The sequence below is a fragment of the Avibacterium volantium genome, assembly GCF_049366555.1.
Lineage (GTDB): Bacteria > Pseudomonadota > Gammaproteobacteria > Enterobacterales > Pasteurellaceae > Avibacterium > Avibacterium volantium_A.
In genome coordinates, this window is the sequence record NZ_JBMMGT010000024.1 from 1 (window position 1) to 22907 (window position 22907).

The 22907-nt window shown below is 43.8% G+C and carries 27 protein-coding genes and 1 other annotated feature; of the genes, 5 read left to right on the forward strand and 22 right to left on the reverse strand.

Annotated elements, in window-relative coordinates; genetic code table 11:
- Positions 1–13: 13 nt before the first annotated feature.
- The 15 genes from hda to ACLS0A_RS08350 all read right to left on the reverse strand — a co-directional run bounded on the left by hda (position 14) and on the right by ACLS0A_RS08350 (position 13643).
- Complete coding sequence (gene hda / locus ACLS0A_RS08280) at positions 14–703, reverse strand: DnaA regulatory inactivator Hda (protein WP_338418674.1); 690 nt, start codon at positions 701–703, stop codon at positions 14–16.
- A gap of 106 nt (positions 704–809) precedes the next feature.
- On the reverse strand, positions 810–2063 hold the full coding sequence (locus ACLS0A_RS08285) for a nucleobase:cation symporter-2 family protein (RefSeq protein ID WP_416083052.1): 1254 nt from the start codon (positions 2061–2063) through the stop codon (positions 810–812).
- Between the two features lie 99 nt (positions 2064–2162).
- Positions 2163–2789 carry a uracil phosphoribosyltransferase gene (upp, locus tag ACLS0A_RS08290; protein WP_103854208.1) on the reverse strand — a complete coding sequence of 209 codons (627 nt, stop codon included), beginning with the start codon at positions 2787–2789 and terminating at the stop codon, positions 2163–2165.
- A 141-nt stretch (positions 2790–2930) separates the two neighbouring features.
- The gene (locus ACLS0A_RS08295) at positions 2931–3434 is read right to left on the reverse strand and encodes a chorismate--pyruvate lyase family protein (RefSeq protein ID WP_416083053.1); all 504 of its coding nucleotides are present in this window, start codon (positions 3432–3434) and stop codon (positions 2931–2933) included.
- Between the two features lie 9 nt (positions 3435–3443).
- Positions 3444–4070: a bifunctional phosphoribosyl-AMP cyclohydrolase/phosphoribosyl-ATP diphosphatase HisIE gene (gene hisIE / locus ACLS0A_RS08300; protein WP_416083054.1), complete on the reverse strand. Its 627-nt coding sequence runs from the start codon at positions 4068–4070 to the stop codon at positions 3444–3446.
- A 1-nt stretch (position 4071) separates the two neighbouring features.
- Positions 4072–4851 carry an imidazole glycerol phosphate synthase subunit HisF gene (gene hisF, locus ACLS0A_RS08305; RefSeq protein ID WP_416083055.1) on the reverse strand — a complete coding sequence of 260 codons (780 nt, stop codon included), beginning with the start codon at positions 4849–4851 and terminating at the stop codon, positions 4072–4074.
- Complete coding sequence (hisA, locus tag ACLS0A_RS08310) at positions 4833–5582, reverse strand: 1-(5-phosphoribosyl)-5-[(5-phosphoribosylamino)methylideneamino]imidazole-4-carboxamide isomerase (protein ID WP_416083056.1); 750 nt, start codon at positions 5580–5582, stop codon at positions 4833–4835. The genes hisF and hisA overlap by 19 nt, the downstream gene beginning before the upstream one ends.
- Before the next feature lie 23 nt (positions 5583–5605).
- Positions 5606–6100: a protein disulfide oxidoreductase gene (locus ACLS0A_RS08315; protein ID WP_416083057.1), complete on the reverse strand. Its 495-nt coding sequence runs from the start codon at positions 6098–6100 to the stop codon at positions 5606–5608.
- Positions 6100–6693 (reverse strand): imidazole glycerol phosphate synthase subunit HisH, encoded by a 594-nt coding sequence (hisH, locus tag ACLS0A_RS08320; protein WP_416083058.1) that lies wholly within the window; start codon positions 6691–6693, stop codon positions 6100–6102. Before hisH ends, ACLS0A_RS08315 begins: the two co-directional genes overlap by 1 nt.
- Positions 6694–6809: 116 nt before the next feature.
- Entirely contained in the window at positions 6810–7904 is a 1095-nt protein-coding gene (gene hisB, locus ACLS0A_RS08325; RefSeq protein ID WP_416083059.1) for a bifunctional histidinol-phosphatase/imidazoleglycerol-phosphate dehydratase HisB, read from the reverse strand.
- Between the two features lie 50 nt (positions 7905–7954).
- Positions 7955–9010, reverse strand: a complete 1056-nt coding sequence (gene hisC / locus ACLS0A_RS08330; protein WP_416083060.1) for a histidinol-phosphate transaminase — start codon at positions 9008–9010, stop codon at positions 7955–7957.
- A 70-nt stretch (positions 9011–9080) separates the two neighbouring features.
- Entirely contained in the window at positions 9081–10379 is a 1299-nt protein-coding gene (hisD, locus tag ACLS0A_RS08335; protein WP_416083061.1) for a histidinol dehydrogenase, read from the reverse strand.
- Between the two features lie 41 nt (positions 10380–10420).
- Entirely contained in the window at positions 10421–11320 is a 900-nt protein-coding gene (gene hisG, locus ACLS0A_RS08340; protein ID WP_110479096.1) for an ATP phosphoribosyltransferase, read from the reverse strand.
- A 37-nt stretch (positions 11321–11357) separates the two neighbouring features.
- Positions 11358–11487: a sequence feature (His leader region), on the reverse strand.
- 85 nt (positions 11488–11572) lie between these two features.
- Positions 11573–12316 (reverse strand): class I SAM-dependent methyltransferase, encoded by a 744-nt coding sequence (locus ACLS0A_RS08345; protein ID WP_416083062.1) that lies wholly within the window; start codon positions 12314–12316, stop codon positions 11573–11575.
- Between the two features lie 76 nt (positions 12317–12392).
- A complete protein-coding gene (locus tag ACLS0A_RS08350; RefSeq protein WP_416083063.1) occupies positions 12393–13643 on the reverse strand; it encodes an aromatic amino acid transporter in 1251 nt (416 codons plus the stop codon).
- Positions 13644–13802: 159 nt separating this feature from the next.
- Here ACLS0A_RS08350 and ppa point away from each other — a divergent pair, with 159 nt between their 5' ends.
- On the forward strand, positions 13803–14330 hold the full coding sequence (gene ppa / locus ACLS0A_RS08355; RefSeq protein ID WP_103854223.1) for an inorganic diphosphatase: 528 nt from the start codon (positions 13803–13805) through the stop codon (positions 14328–14330).
- A 71-nt stretch (positions 14331–14401) separates the two neighbouring features.
- On the forward strand, positions 14402–15172 hold the full coding sequence (locus ACLS0A_RS08360; RefSeq protein WP_416083064.1) for a M48 family metallopeptidase: 771 nt from the start codon (positions 14402–14404) through the stop codon (positions 15170–15172).
- Positions 15173–15245: 73 nt separating this feature from the next.
- Here the strand turns inward: ACLS0A_RS08360 and ACLS0A_RS08365 are convergent, their stop codons facing one another.
- From ACLS0A_RS08365 to ispF, 7 genes are read right to left on the reverse strand one after another with little or no spacing between them, the layout of a single operon-like run.
- On the reverse strand, positions 15246–15629 hold the full coding sequence (locus ACLS0A_RS08365) for a hypothetical protein (protein WP_416083065.1): 384 nt from the start codon (positions 15627–15629) through the stop codon (positions 15246–15248).
- 1 nt (position 15630) lies between these two features.
- Positions 15631–16818, reverse strand: coding sequence for a murein hydrolase activator NlpD (gene nlpD, locus ACLS0A_RS08370; RefSeq protein ID WP_416083066.1), 1188 nt, complete (start codon positions 16816–16818; stop codon positions 15631–15633).
- A gap of 13 nt (positions 16819–16831) precedes the next feature.
- Positions 16832–17020 carry a hypothetical protein gene (locus ACLS0A_RS08375; protein WP_115248990.1) on the reverse strand — a complete coding sequence of 63 codons (189 nt, stop codon included), beginning with the start codon at positions 17018–17020 and terminating at the stop codon, positions 16832–16834.
- Positions 17021–17034: 14 nt separating this feature from the next.
- Positions 17035–17610: a YqaA family protein gene (locus ACLS0A_RS08380; RefSeq protein WP_416083067.1), complete on the reverse strand. Its 576-nt coding sequence runs from the start codon at positions 17608–17610 to the stop codon at positions 17035–17037.
- 33 nt (positions 17611–17643) lie between these two features.
- Positions 17644–18384 carry a 5'/3'-nucleotidase SurE gene (surE, locus tag ACLS0A_RS08385; RefSeq protein WP_416083068.1) on the reverse strand — a complete coding sequence of 247 codons (741 nt, stop codon included), beginning with the start codon at positions 18382–18384 and terminating at the stop codon, positions 17644–17646.
- A gap of 8 nt (positions 18385–18392) precedes the next feature.
- Entirely contained in the window at positions 18393–19400 is a 1008-nt protein-coding gene (gene truD, locus ACLS0A_RS08390) for a tRNA pseudouridine(13) synthase TruD (RefSeq protein WP_416083069.1), read from the reverse strand.
- A gap of 3 nt (positions 19401–19403) precedes the next feature.
- The gene (ispF, locus tag ACLS0A_RS08395) at positions 19404–19880 is read right to left on the reverse strand and encodes a 2-C-methyl-D-erythritol 2,4-cyclodiphosphate synthase (RefSeq protein WP_416083070.1); all 477 of its coding nucleotides are present in this window, start codon (positions 19878–19880) and stop codon (positions 19404–19406) included.
- A gap of 187 nt (positions 19881–20067) precedes the next feature.
- Here ispF and ACLS0A_RS08400 point away from each other — a divergent pair, with 187 nt between their 5' ends.
- The 3 genes from ACLS0A_RS08400 (at position 20068) to ACLS0A_RS08410 (ending at position 22907) form a co-directional block, all read left to right on the forward strand.
- Positions 20068–21078 (forward strand): YeiH family protein, encoded by a 1011-nt coding sequence (locus tag ACLS0A_RS08400; protein ID WP_416083071.1) that lies wholly within the window; start codon positions 20068–20070, stop codon positions 21076–21078.
- A gap of 146 nt (positions 21079–21224) precedes the next feature.
- A complete protein-coding gene (gene mprA, locus ACLS0A_RS08405; protein WP_416083072.1) occupies positions 21225–21728 on the forward strand; it encodes a transcriptional repressor MprA in 504 nt (167 codons plus the stop codon).
- Between the two features lie 12 nt (positions 21729–21740).
- Positions 21741–22907 (forward strand): EmrA/EmrK family multidrug efflux transporter periplasmic adaptor subunit, encoded by a 1167-nt coding sequence (locus ACLS0A_RS08410; RefSeq protein ID WP_416083073.1) that lies wholly within the window; start codon positions 21741–21743, stop codon positions 22905–22907.

The window sequence follows — 22907 nt, forward strand, 5'->3', positions numbered from 1 at the left end:
TTACTTCCCTTTTTTATAGCTGCAAAATCTCTTTCACGAAAGGAATGGTGAGTTTACGTTGCGCCTGTAAAGACGCTTTGTCTAAATCTGCCAACGCTTGGAATAGGGTGTGCATATCGCGATCAAGGCGTTTAAGCAGAAAGTTAGCGGTTTCATCAGGCAGTTCAATGCCACGGGAATGGGCTTTTTGTTGCAGCACCTTGATTTTCTGCTCGTCATCTAAAGGCGCAAGCTGGTAACTTTCTCCCCAAGACAAGCGAGATCGTAAGTCAGGCAATTTCACTGGCAGTGCATTTGGCGATTGATTAGCACTGATGAGCAAAATGCCTCGTCCTTGTTCGCGCATACGGTTAATCAGGTCAAAAATGGCCAGTTCCCATTCATCATTGCCGATTACCGATTGAATATCATCTAGGCAAACCAAATCTTGCTGTTCTAAATTTTCCAGCACTTCAGGGGAGAAATATTGCGATTTGCTCAATGGCACATAAATAGAAGGGCGTTGCTGCACTAAAAATTCATTTGAGCAGGCTTTTAGCAAGTGCGTTTTTCCGCTACTTTCCGATCCCCAAACGTAGAAAAACTGCTGTTTCGGATCAGCAAAATTTTTATGCAAGGAGTCCAGCAACAATAAATTATTGTCGGCATAAAAATTCTCAAGGGTTTCTTCATCAATTTGATGAATGGGAAGCGGTAACTGCAAATCTAATAACCAATGTGTTCGTAAACTAAAGTGCGGTAAGAATATACAAAAAAAATAGGGATAAATAAAGCCTACCCCTATTTTCTGCGTTGAATTTGGTGGAATTTTATTCTTGAATTTCTACCTGATCTTTCGCTTTCGGTAAAATCAAGTTAAGAATAATCGCCACAACCGCACATAAACTAATGCCTTTTAGTGAAATTTCGCCGAAGTTCACGAACATTCCACCGATACCAAAGGTCATCACCACGGAAATAATGCACAGATTGCGCGCTTCGGTAACATCAACTTTGCCACGGATTAAGGTACTCATTCCCACAACAGCAATCGAGCCGAACACCAACATCATAATACCGCCCATCACGATAGTTGGAATGGTGGAAAGGAATGCGCCCACTTTTCCACAGAAAGAAATGGCAATCGCCCATACAGCTGCCCAAGTCATAATATTTGGATTGAAGTTGCGGGTGAGCATCACCGCGCCTGTTACTTCGGCATAAGTGGTATTTGGTGGGCCACCTAATAATGAAGCCGCAGTGGTTGCCGCGCCATCACCCAACAAAGTGCGGTGTAATCCTGGTTTTTTTAGAAAATCTTTACCTGTTACCGAGCTAATCGCCATAATCCCGCCAACGTGTTCAACCGCAGGAGCAATGGCGATAGGTAAAAGATATAAAATCGCTTCCAGTTTAAATTCTGGTGTGGTGATATTTGGCAGACTGAACCAAGGTGCGTCTAGTACAGGTTGGAAATTGATTAAGCCTAAAAATAAGCACAGCACATAACCTGCGGTGATCCCAAACATAATCGGGATTAATTTCATAATGCCTTTCGCGAACACCGCAACAGAAAGGGTAGTCAGCAAGGTAACCATTGAAACAAGCACTGCATCATTGTATTCATAGGCAGAATTTTTGCCCAATGCCATATCCACCGCCACAGGTGCTAAACCCATACCGATAATAATGATCACAGGGCCAACCACCACAGGAGGAAACACTTTTTGCAGCGCTTCGGCACCTCTTAATTTAACTAAGGTGCTCAGTGTAAAATACACTAAGCCCGTGCAGGCAAGTCCGCCCATGGTTACCGCAATGCCCCAAGTGGTAACGCCATATTGGATTGGTGCGATGAAAGCAAAAGAAGATGCCAGAAAAATTGGCACTTGTTTTCCCGTGCATAATTGGAACAGCAATGTTCCCACGCCAGCGGTTAATAAGGCGGTGTTGGCATCTAGCCCGGTAATTAACGGCACAAGCACTAACGCACCAAAGGCCACAAACAACATTTGCAAGCCGACAAAAGCTTGCTTCGCTTTACTTTCCACCTCGACAGGTGCATTTGGATTGGTTTTTGTCATTTTAAGTTTCAACTCTCTGTCTGAATTAACTTTAAAAAAACGCTTTATTTGCATAAAACGCGCGGAAAAAAACGGCATAAATGCCGTTTCTAAAAAAGGTTATTTTGTGCCAAAAATCTTATCGCCTGCATCACCCAAGCCCGGGATAATGTAGCCTTGCTCATTTAATTTTTGATCGATAGAAGCGGTATATAATTCCACATCTGGGTGCGCTTTTTCTAACGCCGCAATCCCTTCAGGAGCAGCCACTAGCACTAAAACTTTAATTTGATTACAGCCTTTTTCTTTTAACAAATCAATGGTTGCAATCATCGAACCGCCTGTTGCCAGCATTGGATCTACCACGATTGCTAAGCGTTCTTCTAAATCACTGGCTAATTTTTGGAAGTAAGGCACAGGTTGAAGGGTTTCTTCATCACGGTACATACCCACCACGCTAATTCTCGCACTTGGGATATGCTCTAACACGCCGTCCATCATTCCTAGACCTGCACGCAGAATTGGCACAACGGTTACTTTCTTACCTTTAATGCGATCCACTTCCACAGGGCCGCACCAGCCGTCAATGATGACTTTTTCCGTTTCTAAATCTGCCGTTGCTTCATAAGTAAGCAAGCTACCCACTTCCGTGGCTAATTCACGGAAATCTTTGGTGCTAACATCAGCGGCACGCATTAAACCGAGTTTGTGTTTGACTAATGGATGTTTGACTTCAACAATTTTCATCTGTAACCCCTTATTTCGACCCGTAAAAATAAAATCGACAAATTCTAAATCAAAGTAACGAAAATGAACAGCGAAATTATGCAAAATCAGTGAAAAAAAGTGCGGTGCGTTTTCACTGATTTTTTTAATATAAAGGAAAGATCAAGTTGGAAAACGGAAATCTGCGAGAAATAACTCTTTGATTTGTAAAGGATACCCTTTGAGATCAAAATCAGAATAGCGCGCATAAAGCCCCGTTTCAGGATCTTGCCGCCAATATAGCGAAACACGCTGCATAGGTTGTTTAAATAACCACAAACCAATGGGCTGTTCACCCAGTTGAAGCACATATTGCGCCACATTCTGCACGGTGGTTTGAGGAAGTGTCGTTTGCGCAAAAATCCACGGCGTGCCATCGCCTTTCAGCAATACTTCGCGTAACCAAATTTTCTCAAGTGCGGTGCTTTTTGGCGAAATTTTTTCGCTTAAATTTTCTTGCCAGCCTTGATGAATCACTTCTACGCGAAGTTGCTGGCAGGCTTGCTGTAATTTCTGCGTGAGCGAGCCTTGATGTTGCACCCATTGGGCAATTTCAGGCGCAGCAAAATGCCCTGATGTTTGCCAATCAGGGCGAGCGAGTAATTCACGATAACGTTCAAAATCCATTTTTTAGACTTATTTTTGATGACGTTCTTTCAGCTTAGCGATAATATCCGCCCAGCTCAAGTCGGCATCTTGCAATAACACGGTTAAGTGATAAGCCAAATCCGCCGCCTCGCAAATGGTTTCTTCGCGATCTTTCACGGTTGCCGCCAGCGCAGTTTCCACGCCTTCTTCCCCCACTTTCTGTGCAATGCGTTTTGTGCCTCGTGCATAGAGATGTGCGGTGTAAGAACTTTCAGGATTAGCCCCTTTACGGCTAGCAATCAAGCGTTCTAATTTGCTAAAAAAGATCCAATCAGGCTCGTTTTTATTTTCAAATTGGTGGAAGCAACTTTCTTCCCCTGTATGACAGGTTTCACCGATAGGATCGGCAAGGATTAATAGCGTATCGTTATCACAATCCAAACTTATATCCACCACATTGAGGAAATGCCCCGAGCTTTCCCCCTTTGTCCATAAGCGTTGTTTTGTGCGTGAATAAAAAGTAACACGTTGTTCTGCAAGCGTTTTCTCAAGGGCTTCCGTATTCATATAGCCCAACATTAACACTTCACAAGTGCGGGCATTTTGCACAATAACAGGCAGCAAACCACCTACTTTTTGCCAGTTGATTTTATTCGTTAATACTTGATTTGCCATTTTATTCCTCACATCTCACTTCAATATTCTCATTGCGTAAATAACGTTTTAATTCGCCAATATCAATAATCCGCTTATGAAACACACTCGCTGCCAGCGCACCGTCCACTTTGGCTTCAATAAAGGCATCGCGGAAATGGGCCATTTCGCCTGCGCCGCCTGAAGCAATGAGTGGCACGTTGCACACATCACGCACTTTTTTAAGCTGCACTAAATCATAGCCTTGGCGCACACCGTCTTGGTTCATCATATTCAGCACGATCTCGCCCGCGCCGCGTTTTTGCACTTCTTGCACCCAATCCAGGGTTTGCCAGTGGGTCTGGCGGGTGCGTTTTTCATCACCAGTGTATTGATTGACCCAATATTTATCTTGTTCGGCATCATACCAAGTGTCGATCCCCACCACAATCGCTTGCACGCCAAAGCGATCCGCTAAGCGAGAGATTAACTCGGGATCGGCAAGTGCGGGGGAATTTATCGAAATTTTATCTGCGCCAAAGGTAAAAATTTGCTCGGCATCCGCAATGGTCTTGATTCCACCCGCCACACAAAACGGAATATTGATCTCTTTCGCTACACGTTCCACCCAGCTTTTATCCACTGTGCGCCCATCTGATGAGGCGGTGATGTCGTAAAACACCAGTTCGTCTGCGCCTTCTTCCGCATAGCGTTTCGCCAAGGGAACAATATCGCCAATAATTTCGTGATTGCGAAATTGTACGCCTTTCACCACCTGTCCATCACGAACATCTAAGCAAGGAATTATGCGTTTTGCCAACATTGAATTGCCTCCGCCACGTCAAATTTTCCTTCTAGTAACGCACGACCCACAATCACGCCAGCCACGCCCGTGTTTTTTAACGCAGCAATGTCTGCCAACGAGCCAATGCCGCCTGAAGATTGAAATTCAATCTTCGGAAAAGCAGCGCAAATTTCTTGGTATAAGGCGACATTTGAGCCTTGCAATGTGCCATCACGAGAAATATCGGTGCATAAAACGTGTTGTAAGCCCACTTGGCGGAAATCGTCAATCACTTGCTCTAAGGTCAGCGGACTGGTTTCTTGCCAGCCGTGAATGGCGATGCGTTTTTCACCGTCCACGATATGAATATCTAAGGCTAAAACGAATTTTTCCGCACCGTATTTTTGAAACCATTGCTTCACCATTTCAGGCTGCTTAACCGCCGTTGATCCAATGACCACACGGTTTGCCCCAACACGCAATAGATCCGCCACATCTTGCTCTGTGCGAATGCCCCCGCCCACTTGAATATGAGCTTGCGTGGTGGCAATGATTTCGCCAATAAGTTTAGTTTGGCGTTGGCTTGGATCTTTCGCGCCGGTTAAATCCACCAAATGCAACTGCTTCGCCCCTTGCGATAAATAATGTTGAAATTGTGCAATGGGGTTGTCGCTGTATTGTGTTTGCTGTGCGTAATCCCCTTGGTATAAGCGCACGACCTTGCCATCAATCAGATCAAGTGCGGGGATAATTTGTGATGTTTTTTTCATTGTTGTGTTCTCTTTTGTTTTTATTAACTAAGCCATAAACGTAATTTCAAGCCCCATGGGCTGCTTAAGCCTGTGGTAGTGTGAACGATTTTACCGTTTTTAATAATGATAATACTTGGCGTAACCTGAATTTGCCATTGGGCGGAAAGCGTCCCTTTTGGATCATTTACGGTCAAAAAATCATATTGGTGTTGCTGTAGGTAGTCTTGTACCGCTTGATCATTGCCTGATTTTAAAGCCACGCTCACCACTTGCACGCCATCGTTGGCAAGGCTTGCAATGCTTGGCGAAGTGAGCGAGCAAATGCTGCACCAACTGCCCCAAAAGTAGAGTAGGACAGGTTTCTCTTTGCTGAGCTTAGCTAACTGAACGCTTTCCTCATTCAATGCAAGCAAAGTCTGTTGCAAAGCATTTTCTGGGGTATTAGGTCGCTGCCAATAATCCATTGCGAAAGAGATCGCGCCAAATAATAAGGCAAAAATGAGCAGATTTTTCACCGCCCTTTTGATTTTATTCATTACAGATTTTCCATAAAATTCCGCAATAATTGCTCGCCCACCTTGCCTGAACGCTCGGGGTGAAATTGCACGCCGTAGAAGTTATTTCTTGCAATCGCCGCAGAAAATGGCACGCCATAATCGCTAGTGGCAATGGTATTTTCATTCGGCAATACGGCATAACTATGCACAAAATAGAAATAGCTGTCTTGCGGAATATGCTCAAATAGCGGGTGGTGATCCTGATAATGTACCTTATTCCAGCCCATATGCGGTAGCGGCAAGCCTTTGTTTGGCAATAATTCCGTCTTTCCCTGAATGAGTTTGAGCGTGCTGATCTCACCCTCCGCTGAATAATCGGTCATTAATTGCATTCCCAAACAAATGCCTAAAACGGGCTGGCTGAGCTGGGTTAAAATGTCCGTTAATTGGCGAGCTTGCATACTTTGCATTGCCGCCAGTGCCGTACCAACACCGGGTAAAACCAGTTTTTCCGCTTGCTGAATTGTGGTGTGATTGTCCGTAATTTCCGCCTGATAGCCCAAACGCTCAAACGCAAATTTCACTGAAGAAAGATTAGCACAGCCTGTGTTGATGATAGTAATGGTTTGCATTGTTTTCTGAATTTCCTAGCTTTCTTGTTGTTTTTGTTCAAAATTTTCGATTTCTTACTAGTAATAAACGGTATTCAATTACGTCCGCAGTGCGGTCGCAATTTTATCCATAATAATTAAAGAAGACCCTTACTACTCGGCATTTCATTGCCTTCAATACGAATGGCTTGTCTTAAGGTGCGTCCGAACACTTTAAACAGGCTTTCGATTTTGTGGTGATCGTTATCGCCACTGGTTTTTAAGTGTAAGGTGGCGAGCATTGTAAATGCAAGGGATTGGAAAAAATGTTCCGTCATTTCCGTGCTGAAATCGCCTACTTTTTCTCGTTTAAATTTGGCTTTGAATTTGAAATAAGGACGCCCTGAAAGATCCAACGCACATTCTGCTTTGCATTCGTCCATTGGTAACACGAAACCAAAGCGTGCAATGCCGCGTTTGTCGCCAATGACTTGTTTCAACGCCGTGCCGAGCGCAAGTGCGGTGTCTTCCACGGTGTGGTGTTCGTCAATGTGTAAATCCCCTTTGCAGTTTACGTTCATTCTAAAACCGCCGTGGGTGGCAATTTGATCAAGCATATGATCGAAAAATCCCACGCCTGTTTGAATTTCATTTACGCCTGTTTCATCTAGCCAAACTTGCACTTTAATGTCGGTTTCCTTGGTTTTGCGTACCACTTCAGCATAGCGCGGTTGGCGCTCGCCAATATTGGTTACAGGCTCGTTCAACAGTTTTTCGGCAATCAGATCCCAATTGAGTTTTTCTGGGTGATATTGCAGGGCTTGAATGCCTAAGTTTTCTGCCAGTTGCACATCGGTAGCGCGATCGCCAATTACAAAGCTGGTGGCAGGATCAAATAACTGCTTTTCAATATATTTTTTCAGTAATTTCGTTTTGGGTTTACGACATTGACAGTTGTCTTCAGGCTTGTGCGGACAAATTAAAATATCATCAAATTCAATGCCTTGTGAACGGAAAAGATCAAGCATTGCATTATGCGGTTTATCAAAATCTTCTTTAGGAAAGGAATCTGTGCCTAAGCCATCTTGATTTGAAACCATCACAAAACGATATTTCTTTTTCAATTTTAATAGTGCAGGAATCACATTTTTTTCAAATTTTAATTTCTCTAAACGATCAATTTGAAAATCGGTTTTCGGTTCGTCAATTAATGTGCCATCACGGTCGATAAATAAGATTGATTGCTGTGTCATTTTGGTTTTCCTTTTATTTGTAATAAATAAGTGCGGTGGTTTTTTTTTCATTATTTTTGCGAGCTAATCGCCTCAACCACCTGTAAATTTTCCTCGGCCGTTCCCACGGTAATTCGGATACAATTTTCTAGCCCTAAGGCATTATTTTGATTGCGTAAAATAATGCCTTGTTCCCAAAGTGTTTGAAATATGGCGTTACCATTTTTAAATTTCACTAAAATATAATTGGCTTCGCTCGGGAAAATATCTTGTACTTGTGGTAAGCGTTGTAATTGTTCAATTAGCCATTGGCGTTGAGCTTTTACTTGCGCGACATTATTTTGCATTTCGTTCAAACCCTGTGCAAACAAGGCTTGCGTGGCAAGATCCGAAACCGGCACGGGAATTGGATAAGGGGCGATAACTTTTTGTAATACGCCGATAAGCTCTTGATTGGCAAGCGTAAAACCGCAACGTAACCCAGCCAAAGCAAAGGCCTTGGAAAGGGTGCGAATGATGGCAAGATGTGGGTAGTTTGCTATCATTTGCACCATCGTGCTTTCAGGGCAAAACTCAATATAGGCTTCGTCCACTACTACGATTGCACGGTTTTTGGTCATTTCTAATAATTGGATTAAATCCGCACGGCGTAAAAGATTACCAGTGGGGTTATTTGGGCTGCAAACGAAAATCACTTTCACCTTGGCAAGATTATTTGCAATATTGGCTAAATCTAACTGAAAATCTGCCGTTAATGGCACGGTTTTTGCTGTGATACCGCAGGTTTCTGCGCTCACGGCATACATTCCATAAGTTGGCGGACAATAAAGCACCTGATCGTTCGCTTCGCAAAAGGCACGAATAATCAGCTCAATGCCTTCATCGCCCCCACGTGTAACAAGTACATTTTCAGGTGCTACCCCCGCATAAGCAGCATAAGCATTCACCAGTTTTTCAGGCTGCGCTTCAGGGTAACGATTAAATTGGCGCTGCTGTAAATTCAAATCAGGGGAAAGCGGGTATTCATTGGCATTAAGCCACACATCGCCTTTGCCCCCCAAACGGCGCGCCGATTGGTAAGGGGTTAAGGCTTGAATATTTTTGCGTGATAATGTTGTGATTGTCATTTTTGTTCTCTCTAAAAATTTTTGTTTTTTGACCGCAGTTTTGAGATGTTGCATTTTTTGCAACAACTCGTTAGCTATTTTTCTTTTGCAACTTTTCCAACCGCACTAACACGGCATTTTTATGGGCATCGAGCTGTTCGGCGGTGGCCATTTGGATCACTGTTGGTGCGAGATCTTGGAAGCCTTGTGGGCTGAGTTCTTGCACGGTCATTCGTTTACTAAAATCCGCTAAGCCTAAACTGGACGTGGTACGAGTGTAGCCATAGGTGGGCAGAACGTGGTTGGTGCCACTGGCGTAGTCTCCCATACTTTCAGGGCTGTATGCACCAAGGAAGATCGATCCAGCATTATCGAGTTGATCCAATATGCCACGTGCATTTTCCACTTGAACGACCAAATGTTCTGGTGCATATTCATTGCTGATTTCAATGGCTTGGCTCAAGTTTTCGGCGATAAAAATACGGCTGTGGCTGAGGGCTTGGCGAGCGGTTTCTGCACGCGGGAGCATTGCCAGTTGGCGTTCAATAGCAAGTGCGGTGTTTTTGGCTAAGGTTTCACTTGGGGTAACCAAAATCACTTGGCTGTCCGCCCCATGTTCTGCTTGGGAAAGCAAATCACTAGCCACAAAATCGGGATCGGCATTTTCATCAGCTAACACCAATACTTCGGACGGACCCGCTTGCATATCGATCGTCGCACCATTCACCGCTTGGCTCACTTGACGCTTGGCTTCGGTAACGAACGCATTGCCGGGGCCGAAGATTTTATCCACTTTAGCAACGGTTTCTGTGCCGAATGCCATTGCGACGATAGCTTGTGCGCCGCCAACAGGGTAAATGGTTTCGACCCCGCAGAGATCTGCCGCATATAAAATCGCATCAGCGATAGGTGGCGGAGAGCAAAGTACGATTTTTTTACAGCCTGCAATTTTGGCTGGAATAGCAAGCATTAAGACGGTGGAAAAAAGTGGGGCAGAGCCACCGGGGATATACAAGCCCACCCGATTAATCGGGCGAGTTACCACTTGGCAACGCACGCCCGCTTGGGTTTCAATGTCCACCGCTTGGGGGATTTGTGCTTGGTGAAAGCGTTCAATGTTGGTTTTGGCATTTTGAATGGCGGTTTTTAATTCATCGGGTAAGCGAGCCGCTGCCGCTTGAATTTCCGCTTGCGAGATAACGAGGCTGTCTAGTTTGACCTTGTCGAATTTTTCGCCTAATTCAAATAACGCCTTATCGCCTTCACCTTGCACTTTTTCACGAATGGCGTCCACAGCGTCTTTAATGGACTGTGCTGCCGAAATGGCAGGTCGCATTAAGGCTTGTTGTTTTTCTTGTTGGGTTAAGTTTTTCCAGATTAGGGTTTGCATTGTGTTCTTCCTTAAAATTTGTTGCAAAATTTCACCGCACTTTAAGCGAGCATTTTTTCAATGGGTAGCACTAAAACCGAGCTTGCACCCTGTGCTTTCAATTCTTCCATTGTTTCCCAGAATAAGGTTTCTTGGCTCACTGCGTGCAGTGCCACTTTGCTTTCATCGTGAGCGAGAGGCAAAATGGTTGGGTTTTCCACCCCAGGAAGCAGGGAAATAATGGTTTCCAGTTGGGCTTTCGGTGCGTGTAGCATAATGTATTTGGATTCACCTGCTTGTTGAATGCCTTGAATGCGGGTTAAGAGCCTATCCACAAGGGCTTGTTTTTCATCGCTTAATGGCTCTTGACGCTGAATTAAGCACGCTGTCGAGCGATAAATCACTTCTACTTCTTTTAAGCCATTGGCTTCAAGAGTTGCCCCTGATGACACCAAATCGCAAATGGCATCGGCTAAGCCCGCAGAGGGGGCGACTTCCACCGAGCCGTTCAATAAGGTGCTTTTGAATGGCACGCCTTGCTCCGCCATATAGCGTTTTAATAAATTGGGATAGGAGGTGGCAATGCGAGAGTTGGCAAAGTCTTGCACGCCGTTGTAAGCCCGATCGCGATCAATGGCTAAGGATAAACGACAGCCACCGAAATCTAAGGTACGTAATTTCTTGTAAGCTACGCTTTCGCCTGTAGCAAGGCGACCGAGTTCTTCCTCTTCCAACACGTTTTCGCCAATAATGCCGAGATCCACCACGCCATCAAAAACTAGACCTGGAATATCGTCATCACGCACACGCAAAATTTCAATGGGCATATTTTCCGCATAAGCGATCAAACGCTGTTCGTTCCAGTTAATTTTTACCCCGCATTGTTTCAGCAACTCCGCACAGTCTTTGCTTAGGCGACCTTTTTTTTGTAACGCAATGCGTAATCTTGTTGTGTTTGCCATTTGTTTTTCCTTTATTAATGTTATTAAAATTAAGCTATAAAAAAACCTCTCGAAAGTTGGCTTCCGAGAGGTTTTTAGGGTTGTGATTTGCAGTACTCACTCGGAAGTCTTATCTTCCAAGCAATCGCCATCGCCCGAAAGATTATTCAGGGTGATGGTGGTGATGAGTATTGCAATTAAAATTCATTTGAGTTTCTCCAAAATTGATTGCTTATTAATTTACGCAAAAAATTTTTTTATGCAAGCAAATTTTTAGCTTTTTTTCGCTTTAATAAACAGCAGCACGGGGCGATGTTGTAAATCTTTAAATTCTTGCTGCCATTGTGGCTGATCCGCTAGCATTGGTTCAAGCATTTTTTCCACTTGAAAGCCTCCATTGATGAGATCGTTGACAATAGTGGACAAGGTGCGGTGATAGGTTTTAAAAGGCTGTTTAAACCAATTTCGATCCCGTTCCCCTTCATCACGATAATAATTTAAACGATAAGCAAGCTGTTGTTTATGGTGATCTTTTTCCCAACGCTCGCCACCTTGATAGCACGTTACAATGGGGTGTTCTTGTGAAAAAATAAGCGTACCGTTAGTGTTGAGCTTGGCATAAATATCCGCGAGAAGCTGGGGAAAATCCTGCACATAATGAAAGGCGAAAGAGCTGGTAATTACATCAAAATTGTCATCAGGCAAGGTATTCAGCTGTTCCATTGCAAGCTGATGTAACGCAAAGTGCGGTTGTTTTTCGGCGAGATTTTTTGCCGCCTGCTGCAACATTGCTTGAGATAAATCCATTCCCACCACAAATGCTGCGCCTTTTTGCAAATAAAGTTGCAAATGCTCACCCATTCCACAACCCAGATCGAGCAGCTTTTTGCCTGTTAAATCAGGCAGTAAACTTAGCATTGTGGGTTTTTCCACAATTTCATTCAGGCTAATAGGATTTTGACGTAATTTTTGGTAAAGCTCAAAAAAGCTTTCTTTATCGTAAACGGAGGTTTTCATTATTGTTATGCGAAAAAATTAGCACGGTTTCCCGTGCTAATGGTTGAAATTTAAGCCTATTTTAAGCGATTTAGGTTTATCTGCCAAATACTGGTAACAAGCCAAAGAGATCAGCCAGTTGAATAAAGATATTGAGTAGACCGAACAGGATAACGAAGTAAATCATTCCGTTGCCACCATAAACTTGGTAGGTTTGATTTGGATATTTCGCGCGGCAAGCTTTGGCAAGAAGCGCGGGAATAATCACCGCCCAAATGGTCGCTGCAAGTCCTGCGTAGCCAATGGCGATCACAAAGCCATAAGGGAAAAGCAGGCTTAAAATCAACGGCGGTAAGAAGGTGATTAATGCGGTTTTTGTTCTGCCCGCGCTGCTGTTGTCGAATTTGAATAAATCCGCAATGTAATCAAATAAACCAAGGGTTACGCCAAGGAATGAGCTGGCAATCGCCATATAAGCAAAGAAACGCAACATTAAGCCCACAAAATTCGTTTGGATTTGGCTATTCAAGGCTTCAAGTAATGCTGCAATGTCACCGCCTTTTTGAATCACTGGGATAAATTCATTACGCGGCAAATTACCCTGAATGGCAAGCTGCCATAGCATATAGATGATTAATGCGATAAATGTGCCATAAATAATAGATTTGGTCACTTTGCTGCTATCACGATCATAATATTTCACTAAGCTCGGCACATTTTGATGGAAACCGAAAGACACCAAACAAACTGGTAAAGCAGCAAGAGCGAATGGTAGATATTGGCTATCTTCTGTGGCTAGGCTATCAAGCAAAATATCGGTGTTTACCATTCCCAATAAATTGGTTACAGAAAGCAAAAAGGCGACTACCATTCCCGCGATTAAAACGGTACTAAAGCGATCCACGGCTTTGGTGGAAAACCACACGAAAAAGGCGAGTACCGCACAGAAAATCAGCGAGCCAGAAACACGTCCAATTTCCACCGCACTTTGTTCGCTGCTAACTAATTGATTCAGAAAACTTTCCGTTAAACCACCGCCAGAGGTGATATAGGCATAGGTGAGAATGTACAACACAAAGGCAACGGACAGCCCATTAATCACGTTCCAGCCTTTGCCGAGCAAATCTTTAACGATAGTGTCAAAACTTGCGCCAGTGGGATAATGCAAGTTGGCTTCAAGTAGCATTAAGCCCGATGTGGTCATACAAAACCAAGTGTAGCAAAGGATCAAAATAGAGCCGATAAACCACACGCCAGAAGTGGCAATAGGGTTTGCCAACATTCCTGCACCAATGGTGCCGCCAGCGATAATCATTGCACCGCCGAATAAGGAAGGATTTTTTTTCATAAATTCACCTAAAGTTTAATATTGGTATCGATGAACTATTATAATAGTACAAAATAAAAATACAATGGCTAAATTGCCCGTTTAGCTTGGCAAAAGCAAAAAAATCAAGCTATAATTCAAGAGTTTTATTACCATTCATTAACTAGAAGGAAAGACCAAATGGGTTTAGAAATCGTTCCAGCAGGAAAAGAACTTCCTGATGATATTTATGTTGTTATTGAAATCCCAGCTAATTCAGATCCAATCAAATATGAAGTGGATAAAGAAACAGGGACATTATTCGTTGATCGCTTTATGGCAACCGCAATGTTCTACCCAGCGAACTATGGTTACATTAACCACACCTTATCTTTAGATGGCGATCCTGTTGATGTATTAGTACCAACGCCTTATCCATTACAACCAGGTTCTGTGATCCGTTGTCGTCCAGTGGGTGTGTTAAAAATGACGGACGAATCAGGCCAAGATGCGAAAGTGATCGCTGTGCCGCACACAAAATTAAGCAAAGAATACGATCACATTAAAGATGTAGGTGATTTACCCGCGTTATTAAAAGCACAAATTCAACACTTCTTTGAAAGCTACAAAGCCCTTGAAGCGGGTAAATGGGTGAAAGTTGATGGTTGGGAAGGTGTTGAAGCCGCCCGTCAAGAGATTTTAGAATCCTTTGAGCGTGCGAAAAAATAATTTTTCTTTTACTTTTAATACCGCCTTTTTGTAGGGCGGTATTTTTCTATGCGTAAACTTAAGGAGTGAAAATGTTAAAAACCTTGAAAAAAATCACCGCACTTTCTGTATTAGCATTAATGCTTAACGCCTGTGCGGATTCCGCGAGCATTAACCAACAAGCCGCGGCAAATTACCGCCAAACGGTGAATCAAGCGCAACAGCAAGGGGCAGTGGATACCACTTCCACCACCGCAAAACGCATTCATAAAGTCTTTAACAAAATGTACCCTTATGCGAATCAAGAAAACCACACAGGGCAACCGTTCAACTGGCAAATTACGGTAATTAAATCCGATGAGCTAAACGCGTGGGCAATGCCAGGTGGAAAAATGGCATTTTATACAGGATTAGTGAATAAATTGCAGCTCAGTGATGATGAAATCGCTACCGTAATGGGGCACGAAATGGCGCACGCACTCAAAGAACACGGTAAGAAAAAAGTAAATATGGGCGTATTTACCGAAGTGATCGCACAGGTTGCACACGTTGCACTTTCAACCCAAATTGGCGCTGATGGCAGTGGCTTAGTGGTAGGCTTAACCAAAGACTGGGCGCTCGATAAACCTTATTCACGCAGTGCCGAAACAGAAGCCGATGAAGTAGGCTTATTATTAATGGCAAAAGCGGGCTACAACCCAGAAGCCGCGCCTAGATTATGGGAAAAAATGCAAAAAGCGTCATCGGGCTCACAAAGCGTGCTTGCTGCACTTTCTTCCACTCACCCAAGCGATAAAGATCGCCAACAAAATCTACTTCGCCTAATGCCAGAGGCTGTGGCGATTTATAAAACGAGTAAGTAATCATTTACAAATAGACAAAACAAAGTGCGGTGGAAAATTCGGAGATTTTACACCGCACTTATTTTTACGTTTTCTAATAACCAGTTGGTTTTCTCAGTTCCCAGCCTGTTTGGGTTTTGATTAAATAAAGGCTTTTATCTTTTGCCGCATAGCCACCTTTTACCGCATCTAAAATTAAATTTTGCAGTAACTTCGCTGAGAAAACTTCTGCTTTACCTTGTTCTTCAGCAAGAATGACATATACCGCAAGGGTTGGGTTTTCAGGATCAGTTAAACGAATATCGGCAATGGTAAAAGGTTGTACGCATTGCTGTTTGAGTTCTGACCAAGTGTAGCCCGCAGAAGGAATGCAGCCTCTTTCATCGCGGTCTGCACCTACTAAAGGCATTGACGAAGGGGAAGTACAGCCCATTATCAGGGCTGTACTGAGCAAGGATAACGTGATAGGTTTTTTCATCTTAGCGTCTTGGTAAATAGTTTACAGGATCAACAGATTTACCTTTGTAACGAATTTCAAAGTGAAGTTTTACGCTATTTGTGCCAGAGCTGCCCATTTTGGCAATTTGCTGACCAGCGCGTACTTCTTGCTGATCTTTTACTAAAATGCTTTCGTTATGCGCATAGGCACTGAGGAAATCATCATTATGTTTGATGATGATAAGATTTCCGTAACCGCGCAATGCATTTCCAGCATAAACAACACGACCCGCTGCGGCTGCATTAACTGCTTGACCACGCGAACCACTGATGTCGATCCCTTTATTACCGCCATCTGAAGTGGAGAACCCTTGCACGATTTTACCACTGGTTGGCCATTGCCACGCCACATTTGATACAGCTGGTGCTTGAGTTTGCACTGGTTTTGCCACAACTGGTGCAGTTGGGGTTACCGCTACAGGTGCTTGCGCAGTGGCTTGTGCTGGTGTGCCAGTATTTGATTTGACTGGGCCAATAATTGAGCCATCAGAGCCATATTGTGTGCCGTTAGGGCCTGGTGTATAGGTTACCGCAGGCTCAACAGGTTTAGCTGGTTTTTCAGCGGGTTTTACAGCGCTAGTGGTCTTCACCGGAGTTGGTGCGGTTTCGTTAGACACTTTCAAGGTTTGTCCCACGCTTAAGGTGTAAGGCTCAGACATATTATTCATTGCCGCAAGCTCTTTGACATCAATGCCACAAATATAAGCGATTAAGAACATCGTATCGCCTTTTCGCACTTTATAGGTATTCCCTTTATAAAAGCCTTTGTCGATTTTGCTGTAATCTGGCGCATTGGTTTTAGGATTACGCGGAATCTCAAAATTTTGCGAAACCTGTTGTACTTTGGCTTGCGTGTTAGTCGCAGTTTTCTTAGTTTGCTGAACCACTTGGTTTGTTTGTTGTTGCACCTGATTTGTTTGTCGTTGCACTTGTGGCGTTTGTACCTGCGGCGCTTGATAAGTTGGTTGCGCCGTTGGTGCAGTCATTGTCGCAGGCATACTTTGTTGTTGAATTTGTGGTTCCCAAGTATTGCCTGCGTTGCTATCTACGGGCTGCATTGTGCCTGGTGGTAATGCGCCATCAGCACTTTCTACAGGCGCTGGTGCGCTCGATGAACAAGCGGATAGCACGGCTACGCTAATAGGTAAAAGTAAAAATGATTTTTTCATTGGAGTTCCTCTATTAATTCATTGATTCTGGCATAGGTTGTTTTTCAATAATCGGTTGCCATTGGGCATCTTCCGTTGCACCAGTGCTAAGCACAGGCTGCATCATTCCCGGTGGAAGGGCATTTTCATCTTGCTGTTGTGGTTCTGATGAACAAGCCCCTAACAGAGAAAAGCAAGCAAATAAGATTAAAAATTTCTGCATTTTTGACCGCACTTTTATTTAAAAATGAAATAAATAATCACAGCAAGAAGCACCACCGCCCAGCCAATCCACTCAATGGATTGACGTAGCCGATGGGCAAATTTCTGCCCGCCCCAAGCGGATAATTTCGCCACCAAGATAAACCTTGCCAGCCGTGAAACGAGGGAAATGAGCAAAAAAGGCATAAATGCCATATTCATTACACCTGCACAGATAGTAAAAAGTTTATAGGGTAACGGCGTAAAGCCCGCAAGAAACATCACCATAATGCCCCAACGTTCAAACCAACTGAGCAGGGTGTCAAATTGTGCTTGATAACCAAGGCTAACGAGATAATGCTGAATACTATCAAAGGCATAATAGCCCAATGCGTAGCCCACAATCCCGCCAATTGCGGAAGCGACGCCTGCATAAACGCCAAAACGCACAGCACGTTTGGGCTGAGAAATCGCCATTGGGATCAACATTACATCGGTCGGAACAGGGAAAAAAATGGATTCAATAAAGCTAGTAAAAATCAACCAACCCGTTGCATAGCGGTGGGTTGACCATTGCATCACTTTATCGTACAGCGTACCAAAAATTTTCAATCGACTATCCTCAAGCTGTTGTAAAACATTGCATTATTCACTTTTTAACCAATCTTGTAAAGATTGAAGTGAGTGATAAGCGGTCATATCTGCTTGGATTGGCGTAATGGAAACATAGCCATTTCTCACCGCGTGAAAATCTGTGCCTTCTTGCTCATATTCCGCCAAGCCTGCAGGGCCAATCCAATAGATTGTGTCGCCACGGGGATCTTGCTGTTTAATCACCTCAGCGGCAGCCGCACGATAACCCAAATGACAGACTTTGATGCCTTTAATTTCTTCATAAGGCAAATCTGGCACGTTAATGTTCAAAATTTCACGGCTTTTTAATAGCTGACTATGCAATTTCGGGATTAATTCACATACAATGCGGGCTGCCGTTTCATAGTGTTGACGACCATCAAGGGAAACCGCAACCGCTGGTAAGCCAAGATGACGACCTTCAAAGGCAGCTGCAACCGTGCCAGAATACAGCACATCATCACCTAAATTCACCCCTGCGTTAATGCCAGACACCACCAAATCCACTTGCCCAGACAGAAAACCATTCAAGGCTAAATGCACGCAATCGGCAGGCGTGCCATTAATGCAATAATCGCCATTATCCAATTTCATTGGGCGTAAAGGCTCAACCAAAGTGAGCGAGCTTGAGGCGGCACTGCGATTGCGATCGGGGGCGACCACCGTAACTTGTGCGATTTTACGCAATTCTTTGGCAAGGGCTTTGATGCCTTCGGCGTGAATGCCATCATCATTAGAGAGTAAAATATTCATTGTGTTTCCTATTCAATAAGCGTAACTAATTCGCGAACTAACGCGGTGGCATAGCTGCCCGCGGGGAGCGAAAAAGACAGTTTCAGCCCTTCGGGTAAAAATTCCCAATGCAAATGCTGTGCTTGCATTAAGAGCGGGCGGCGACTTGGTTTCATTCGTTCTTTTTGCATTAAATTTAAAATATCTTGATGTTGCTGCACAATCGTCATTTCGCGCGGATTGGCAGACTGAATGCTTTCCCCAACTAAAGGCGCGGTGAGCAAAATATCTTGATTTTCTAACCGCTCTTTTAAAGCGTTTAAATCTTCATTTTCATCAACTTGAAACCAACTGTGCGAACCATTGAGCTGTACAATATCGCCCAGTAAAATTTGCTGTGTAAGCTGTGCTTGAATGCGATCAGACACTACTAAATTAAAAATTTCACTGCGTGCGGCAGAAAGGTAAAAACTACGTTTTTTGCGATCTTTCACCTTAATTTCGCCTTGCGCCCAACGCATTGCTTGGGTGAGATTATGCCCATCACGCCCGAAACGTTGTTCGGTGAAATAATTGGGAAAGCCAAAATTTGCTAAATTTTCTAACCGCACTTTAAGATCGGCTGTTTCCCTTGCACCGCGTAGCAAAATCTCAAAATGATTGCCATCTAGGCTGCCTGTACGAATTTTGCGATTATGGCGGGTAACCTTGAGGATCTCTACCCCCTCCAAATGGAATTGGCTGAAATCGGGCGTGGGCTTGCCTGCCATATGCAAACAGAACCATTGTTCCGTAACTGCTTTGCGATCTTTTAACCCCGCATAACTCATATTTCTCGGCGAAATGCCCGCAAACTCTGCCAATTTTTCCCCCACGAAAAGGGTGTTAGCATCGGTTTTCCGTACATACAGGGCAACAAATTCCCCCTCGCCTGTCATCTCATAGCCCAAATTTTCTTTAACGATAAAATCCGCACATTCTGCTTTCAAATGGACTTGTTGAGTCGGCGGGGATTGCAAATAAGCCAGCTCCAGCATTGATTACCCCTTAATCAACAGGGCAACCGCTTCGCACGCAATGCCCTCGCCCCGTCCTGTAAAACCGAGCTTCTCACTGGTGGTGGCTTTCACATTCACTTGCTCCAAATTACAAGCTAAAACCTGAGCAATGGCAGCCCGCATCGCATCAATGTGCGGACGCATTTTCGGCGCTTGGGCAATGATCGTAATGTCCACGTTACCAACGTTGTATCCTTTTTGCTGCACTTGGCGATAAGCCTCTTGTAGCAAAACTTTACTATCCGCCCCTTTGTATTGCGGATCGGTATCAGGAAATAATTTACCAATATCGCCCAATGCCACCGCCCCCAATAGAGCATCTGTCAACGCGTGCAATGCCACATCACCATCACTATGTGCTAGCAAACCTTTCTCATAAGGCACTGCCACCCCGCCAATCATAATCGGCCCTTCGCCACCAAAAGCGTGTACATCAAACCCGTGCCCAATTCGTATCATATTCTTTCCTAATTGCTGATCAAAAATAGTGCAAGATTATAGCATCACAAGCCCTATTCAAAAATGGATAATTTAAGTGCGGTGGGATTTTTGTGAGTTTTTGACCGCACTTTTATTTGCTTGTGATATTTACTTCTTAGAAAAATCCGTTACTGTATAACGCTAACCTTGCTGTATGGAGAAACCAATGAAACACCTCCCCCTTATTCCCGGTTTATTATTAACTGTTTTAATTAGTGTGCTGGCGAGCTGGGTTGCGCAAACTCAGTTGGCGGTGCAGTGGCATATTAGCGCCTTGACCTTAGCCATTGTATTGGGGATTTTGGGCGGTAATACGTTTTACCCTTATATTGAGCCGCAAATGAAAGCTGGCGTGTTGTTTGCGAAAGGAATTTTATTGCGTTGCGGTATTGTGTTGTTTGGCTTTCGTTTAACCTTTCAGGATATTAGCCAAGTGGGATTAAGTGCGCTGTTTGCCGATGCCACCGTGCTGATTTTAACCTTTTTGCTTACTTGTTGGGTGGGGATTAAATGGCTGAAAATCGATCGTCAGATCGTCCAACTAACGGCGGCAGGCTGTAGTATTTGTGGGGCAGCGGCAATTATGGCGACAGAGCCAATTGTAAGAGCACCATCTTACAAAGTATCCGTTGCGGTGGCGTTGATCGTGATTTTCGGCACGCTGAGTATGTTTCTTTACCCTGTGTTGTATCCTTATTTGCAAGCCTATTTGCCTGATCAGGCGTTTGGTATTTATATTGGATCGACAATTCACGAAGTAGCGCAAGTATATGCAGCTGGCGCGAATATAGGTTCACAAGTGGCGGATACTGCGGTGATTTCTAAAATGTTGCGTGTGATGATGCTTGCGCCACTTTTGCTTGCGTTGTCCTATTTTTTACGCAAAGAAAGCGGGGAGCAACAAGGTAAAATTGTGATTCCTTATTTTGCGTTATTATTTATTGGCGTAGCAATTTTTAATTCTTTCAATGTATTACCGCAAGCCGTGGTGAGTTTTTTAGTTCAGATTGATAGTGTTTTATTAATGATGGTAATGGCGGCATTAGGACTTACCACCAATATTAACTCTCTCAAACAAGCAGGAACAAAACCGCTATTATTAGGCGCGATCATTTGGATTTGGTTAATTATGGGGGGATTAGGGATTAATCTCGTTTTCACTTATCTTTTAGGATAAATTCAGGTTGAACTAAGCAAGCCAAAAACATTGAGAAAAAGCACCGCACTTTATTTATGCAAGGAAAATAAGTGCGGTATTTTTTTTTGACTTAAATAGTAACCTAAGTTACTATTACGCAGTTTATTTTCTACTTAGTTATTATTATGTCTATGCCGATTTCGTTTTCAGAACAAGAAAAGTTAATTCGTCAATCTGCGCAAAATAATCCCGCAATGCCTGTGGAGCAAATTTTGCTGGCGCGTTTGTTGCTACACAACAGCAGCCATTATGTGGAAAGACGCAATCAGTTATTAAAAAAATATCAGCTCAATGACACCCTATTTATGGCGCTGGCCGTGTTGTATTGTCAGCCAAATCATTCTTTGCAGCCAAGCAAATTAAGTGAGATTTTTGGTTATTCTAAAACCAATGCCACACGCATTGCTGATGAATTGGTGAAGCGGGAATGGTTAGAACGCACGGCAGTAGCGGGCGATCGCCGTGCTTTTTCCTTAAAACTCACGGCGCAAGGTGTACAGTTTTTGGAGCAACTGTTGCCAAATCAATGGCAACAAGTCGATGACATTTTTTCCGTGTTAGACAAGCAAGAACAACAGCAGTTAAAACAATTATTGCTCAAACTGCTCAGCAATTTAGAAAATCTTTAATGGGTAAATAAAATGACCGAACAAACAGACTACAAAAAACCGGCTTCGCCAAAAGCCAAACGTAAAAAAGCCCTTGGCTATTTCATTACGATTTTGTTGCTGATCGCGATTATCACGGGAGTGTATTGGTTTTTCTTTGTGCGAAATTATGAAGAAACGGAAGATGCCTATGTAGCAGGCAACCAAGTGATGATTTCGGCACAAGTGAGTGGCAATGTGAGCAAAATTAATGTGGACGATATGGATTTTGTCCACGCAGGCGATGTGTTATTGCAACTTGATGATACGGATCTCAAACTGCATTTCCAACAGGCGCAAGATAATCTCGCCAGCAGCGTGCGCCAAATTGAGCAGTTAGGTTTTACGGTGAAACAATTACAATCCATTTTGAACGCAAAAAGCACCGCACTTAATAAAGCCAAAGGTGATTTGCAACGTCGTGAGCAATTAGCCAAAACGGGATCTATTGATAAAGAAACCTTACAGCACGCCAGAGAAGCGGTGAATATGGCGCAAGCAGATCTGCAAGCCACGCAAAATCAATTAGCTGCCAATCAAGCCTTATTAAAAGATTTGCCGTTGCGGGAACAGCCTGCAGTGAAAAATGCGGTGAGTGCTTTAACCCTTGCTTGGTTGAACTTACAACGCAGCCAAATTGTCAGCCCTGTTGATGGTTATGTGGCGCGCCGTAATGTGCAAGTGGGGCAAAAAGTCGCGGTGGGCAGCCCGTTAATGGCGGTGGTGTCCAATCAACAAATGTGGGTGGACGCGAACTTTAAAGAAACCCAGCTCGGCAAAATGCGTATTGGTCAGCCTGTGAAATTAGTCTTTGATTTATACGGTGATGATGTGAAGTTTGACGGTAAAATCAGCGGCATTTCAATGGGAACGGGCAGTGCATTCTCTCTTTTACCTGCACAAAACGCCACAGGGAACTGGATCAAAGTGGTGCAACGTGTGCCAGTACGCATTGATCTCGATCCTGAACAAGTGGAAAAATATCCGTTGCGCATAGGGCTTTCTGCTACGGTGGAAGTGAATGTGGCAGACACGCAAGGTAAGGTGCTGCGTGAATCTCGTCCAAACCAAGTGCTATATGAAACCAAGGTGCTAGATTACGATTTAAGCCCTGTACATCAATTAGCCGAACAAATTATTCAAGCCAATGCAGGTGAATAA

Coding starts and splice junctions, on each gene's coding strand:
- ACLS0A_RS08285 (WP_416083052.1), bottom strand. CDS start 2,063: ATGACAAAAACCAATCCAAATGCACCTGTCGAGGTGGAAAGTAAAGCG.
- upp (WP_103854208.1), bottom strand. CDS start 2,789: ATGAAAATTGTTGAAGTCAAACATCCATTAGTCAAACACAAACTCGGT.
- ACLS0A_RS08295 (WP_416083053.1), bottom strand. CDS start 3,434: ATGGATTTTGAACGTTATCGTGAATTACTCGCTCGCCCTGATTGGCAA.
- hisIE (WP_416083054.1), bottom strand. CDS start 4,070: ATGGCAAATCAAGTATTAACGAATAAAATCAACTGGCAAAAAGTAGGT.
- hisF (WP_416083055.1), bottom strand. CDS start 4,851: ATGTTGGCAAAACGCATAATTCCTTGCTTAGATGTTCGTGATGGACAG.
- hisA (WP_416083056.1), bottom strand. CDS start 5,582: ATGAAAAAAACATCACAAATTATCCCCGCACTTGATCTGATTGATGGC.
- ACLS0A_RS08315 (WP_416083057.1), bottom strand. CDS start 6,100: ATGAATAAAATCAAAAGGGCGGTGAAAAATCTGCTCATTTTTGCCTTA.
- hisH (WP_416083058.1), bottom strand. CDS start 6,693: ATGCAAACCATTACTATCATCAACACAGGCTGTGCTAATCTTTCTTCA.
- hisB (WP_416083059.1), bottom strand. CDS start 7,904: ATGACACAGCAATCAATCTTATTTATCGACCGTGATGGCACATTAATT.
- hisC (WP_416083060.1), bottom strand. CDS start 9,010: ATGACAATCACAACATTATCACGCAAAAATATTCAAGCCTTAACCCCT.
- hisD (WP_416083061.1), bottom strand. CDS start 10,379: ATGCAAACCCTAATCTGGAAAAACTTAACCCAACAAGAAAAACAACAA.
- hisG (WP_110479096.1), bottom strand. CDS start 11,320: ATGGCAAACACAACAAGATTACGCATTGCGTTACAAAAAAAAGGTCGC.
- ACLS0A_RS08345 (WP_416083062.1), bottom strand. CDS start 12,316: ATGAAAACCTCCGTTTACGATAAAGAAAGCTTTTTTGAGCTTTACCAA.
- ACLS0A_RS08350 (WP_416083063.1), bottom strand. CDS start 13,643: ATGAAAAAAAATCCTTCCTTATTCGGCGGTGCAATGATTATCGCTGGC.
- ppa (WP_103854223.1), top strand. CDS start 13,803: ATGGGTTTAGAAATCGTTCCAGCAGGAAAAGAACTTCCTGATGATATT.
- ACLS0A_RS08360 (WP_416083064.1), top strand. CDS start 14,402: ATGTTAAAAACCTTGAAAAAAATCACCGCACTTTCTGTATTAGCATTA.
- ACLS0A_RS08365 (WP_416083065.1), bottom strand. CDS start 15,629: ATGAAAAAACCTATCACGTTATCCTTGCTCAGTACAGCCCTGATAATG.
- nlpD (WP_416083066.1), bottom strand. CDS start 16,818: ATGAAAAAATCATTTTTACTTTTACCTATTAGCGTAGCCGTGCTATCC.
- ACLS0A_RS08375 (WP_115248990.1), bottom strand. CDS start 17,020: ATGCAGAAATTTTTAATCTTATTTGCTTGCTTTTCTCTGTTAGGGGCT.
- surE (WP_416083068.1), bottom strand. CDS start 18,384: ATGAATATTTTACTCTCTAATGATGATGGCATTCACGCCGAAGGCATC.
- truD (WP_416083069.1), bottom strand. CDS start 19,400: ATGCTGGAGCTGGCTTATTTGCAATCCCCGCCGACTCAACAAGTCCAT.
- ispF (WP_416083070.1), bottom strand. CDS start 19,880: ATGATACGAATTGGGCACGGGTTTGATGTACACGCTTTTGGTGGCGAA.
- ACLS0A_RS08400 (WP_416083071.1), top strand. CDS start 20,068: ATGAAACACCTCCCCCTTATTCCCGGTTTATTATTAACTGTTTTAATT.
- mprA (WP_416083072.1), top strand. CDS start 21,225: ATGTCTATGCCGATTTCGTTTTCAGAACAAGAAAAGTTAATTCGTCAA.
- ACLS0A_RS08410 (WP_416083073.1), top strand. CDS start 21,741: ATGACCGAACAAACAGACTACAAAAAACCGGCTTCGCCAAAAGCCAAA.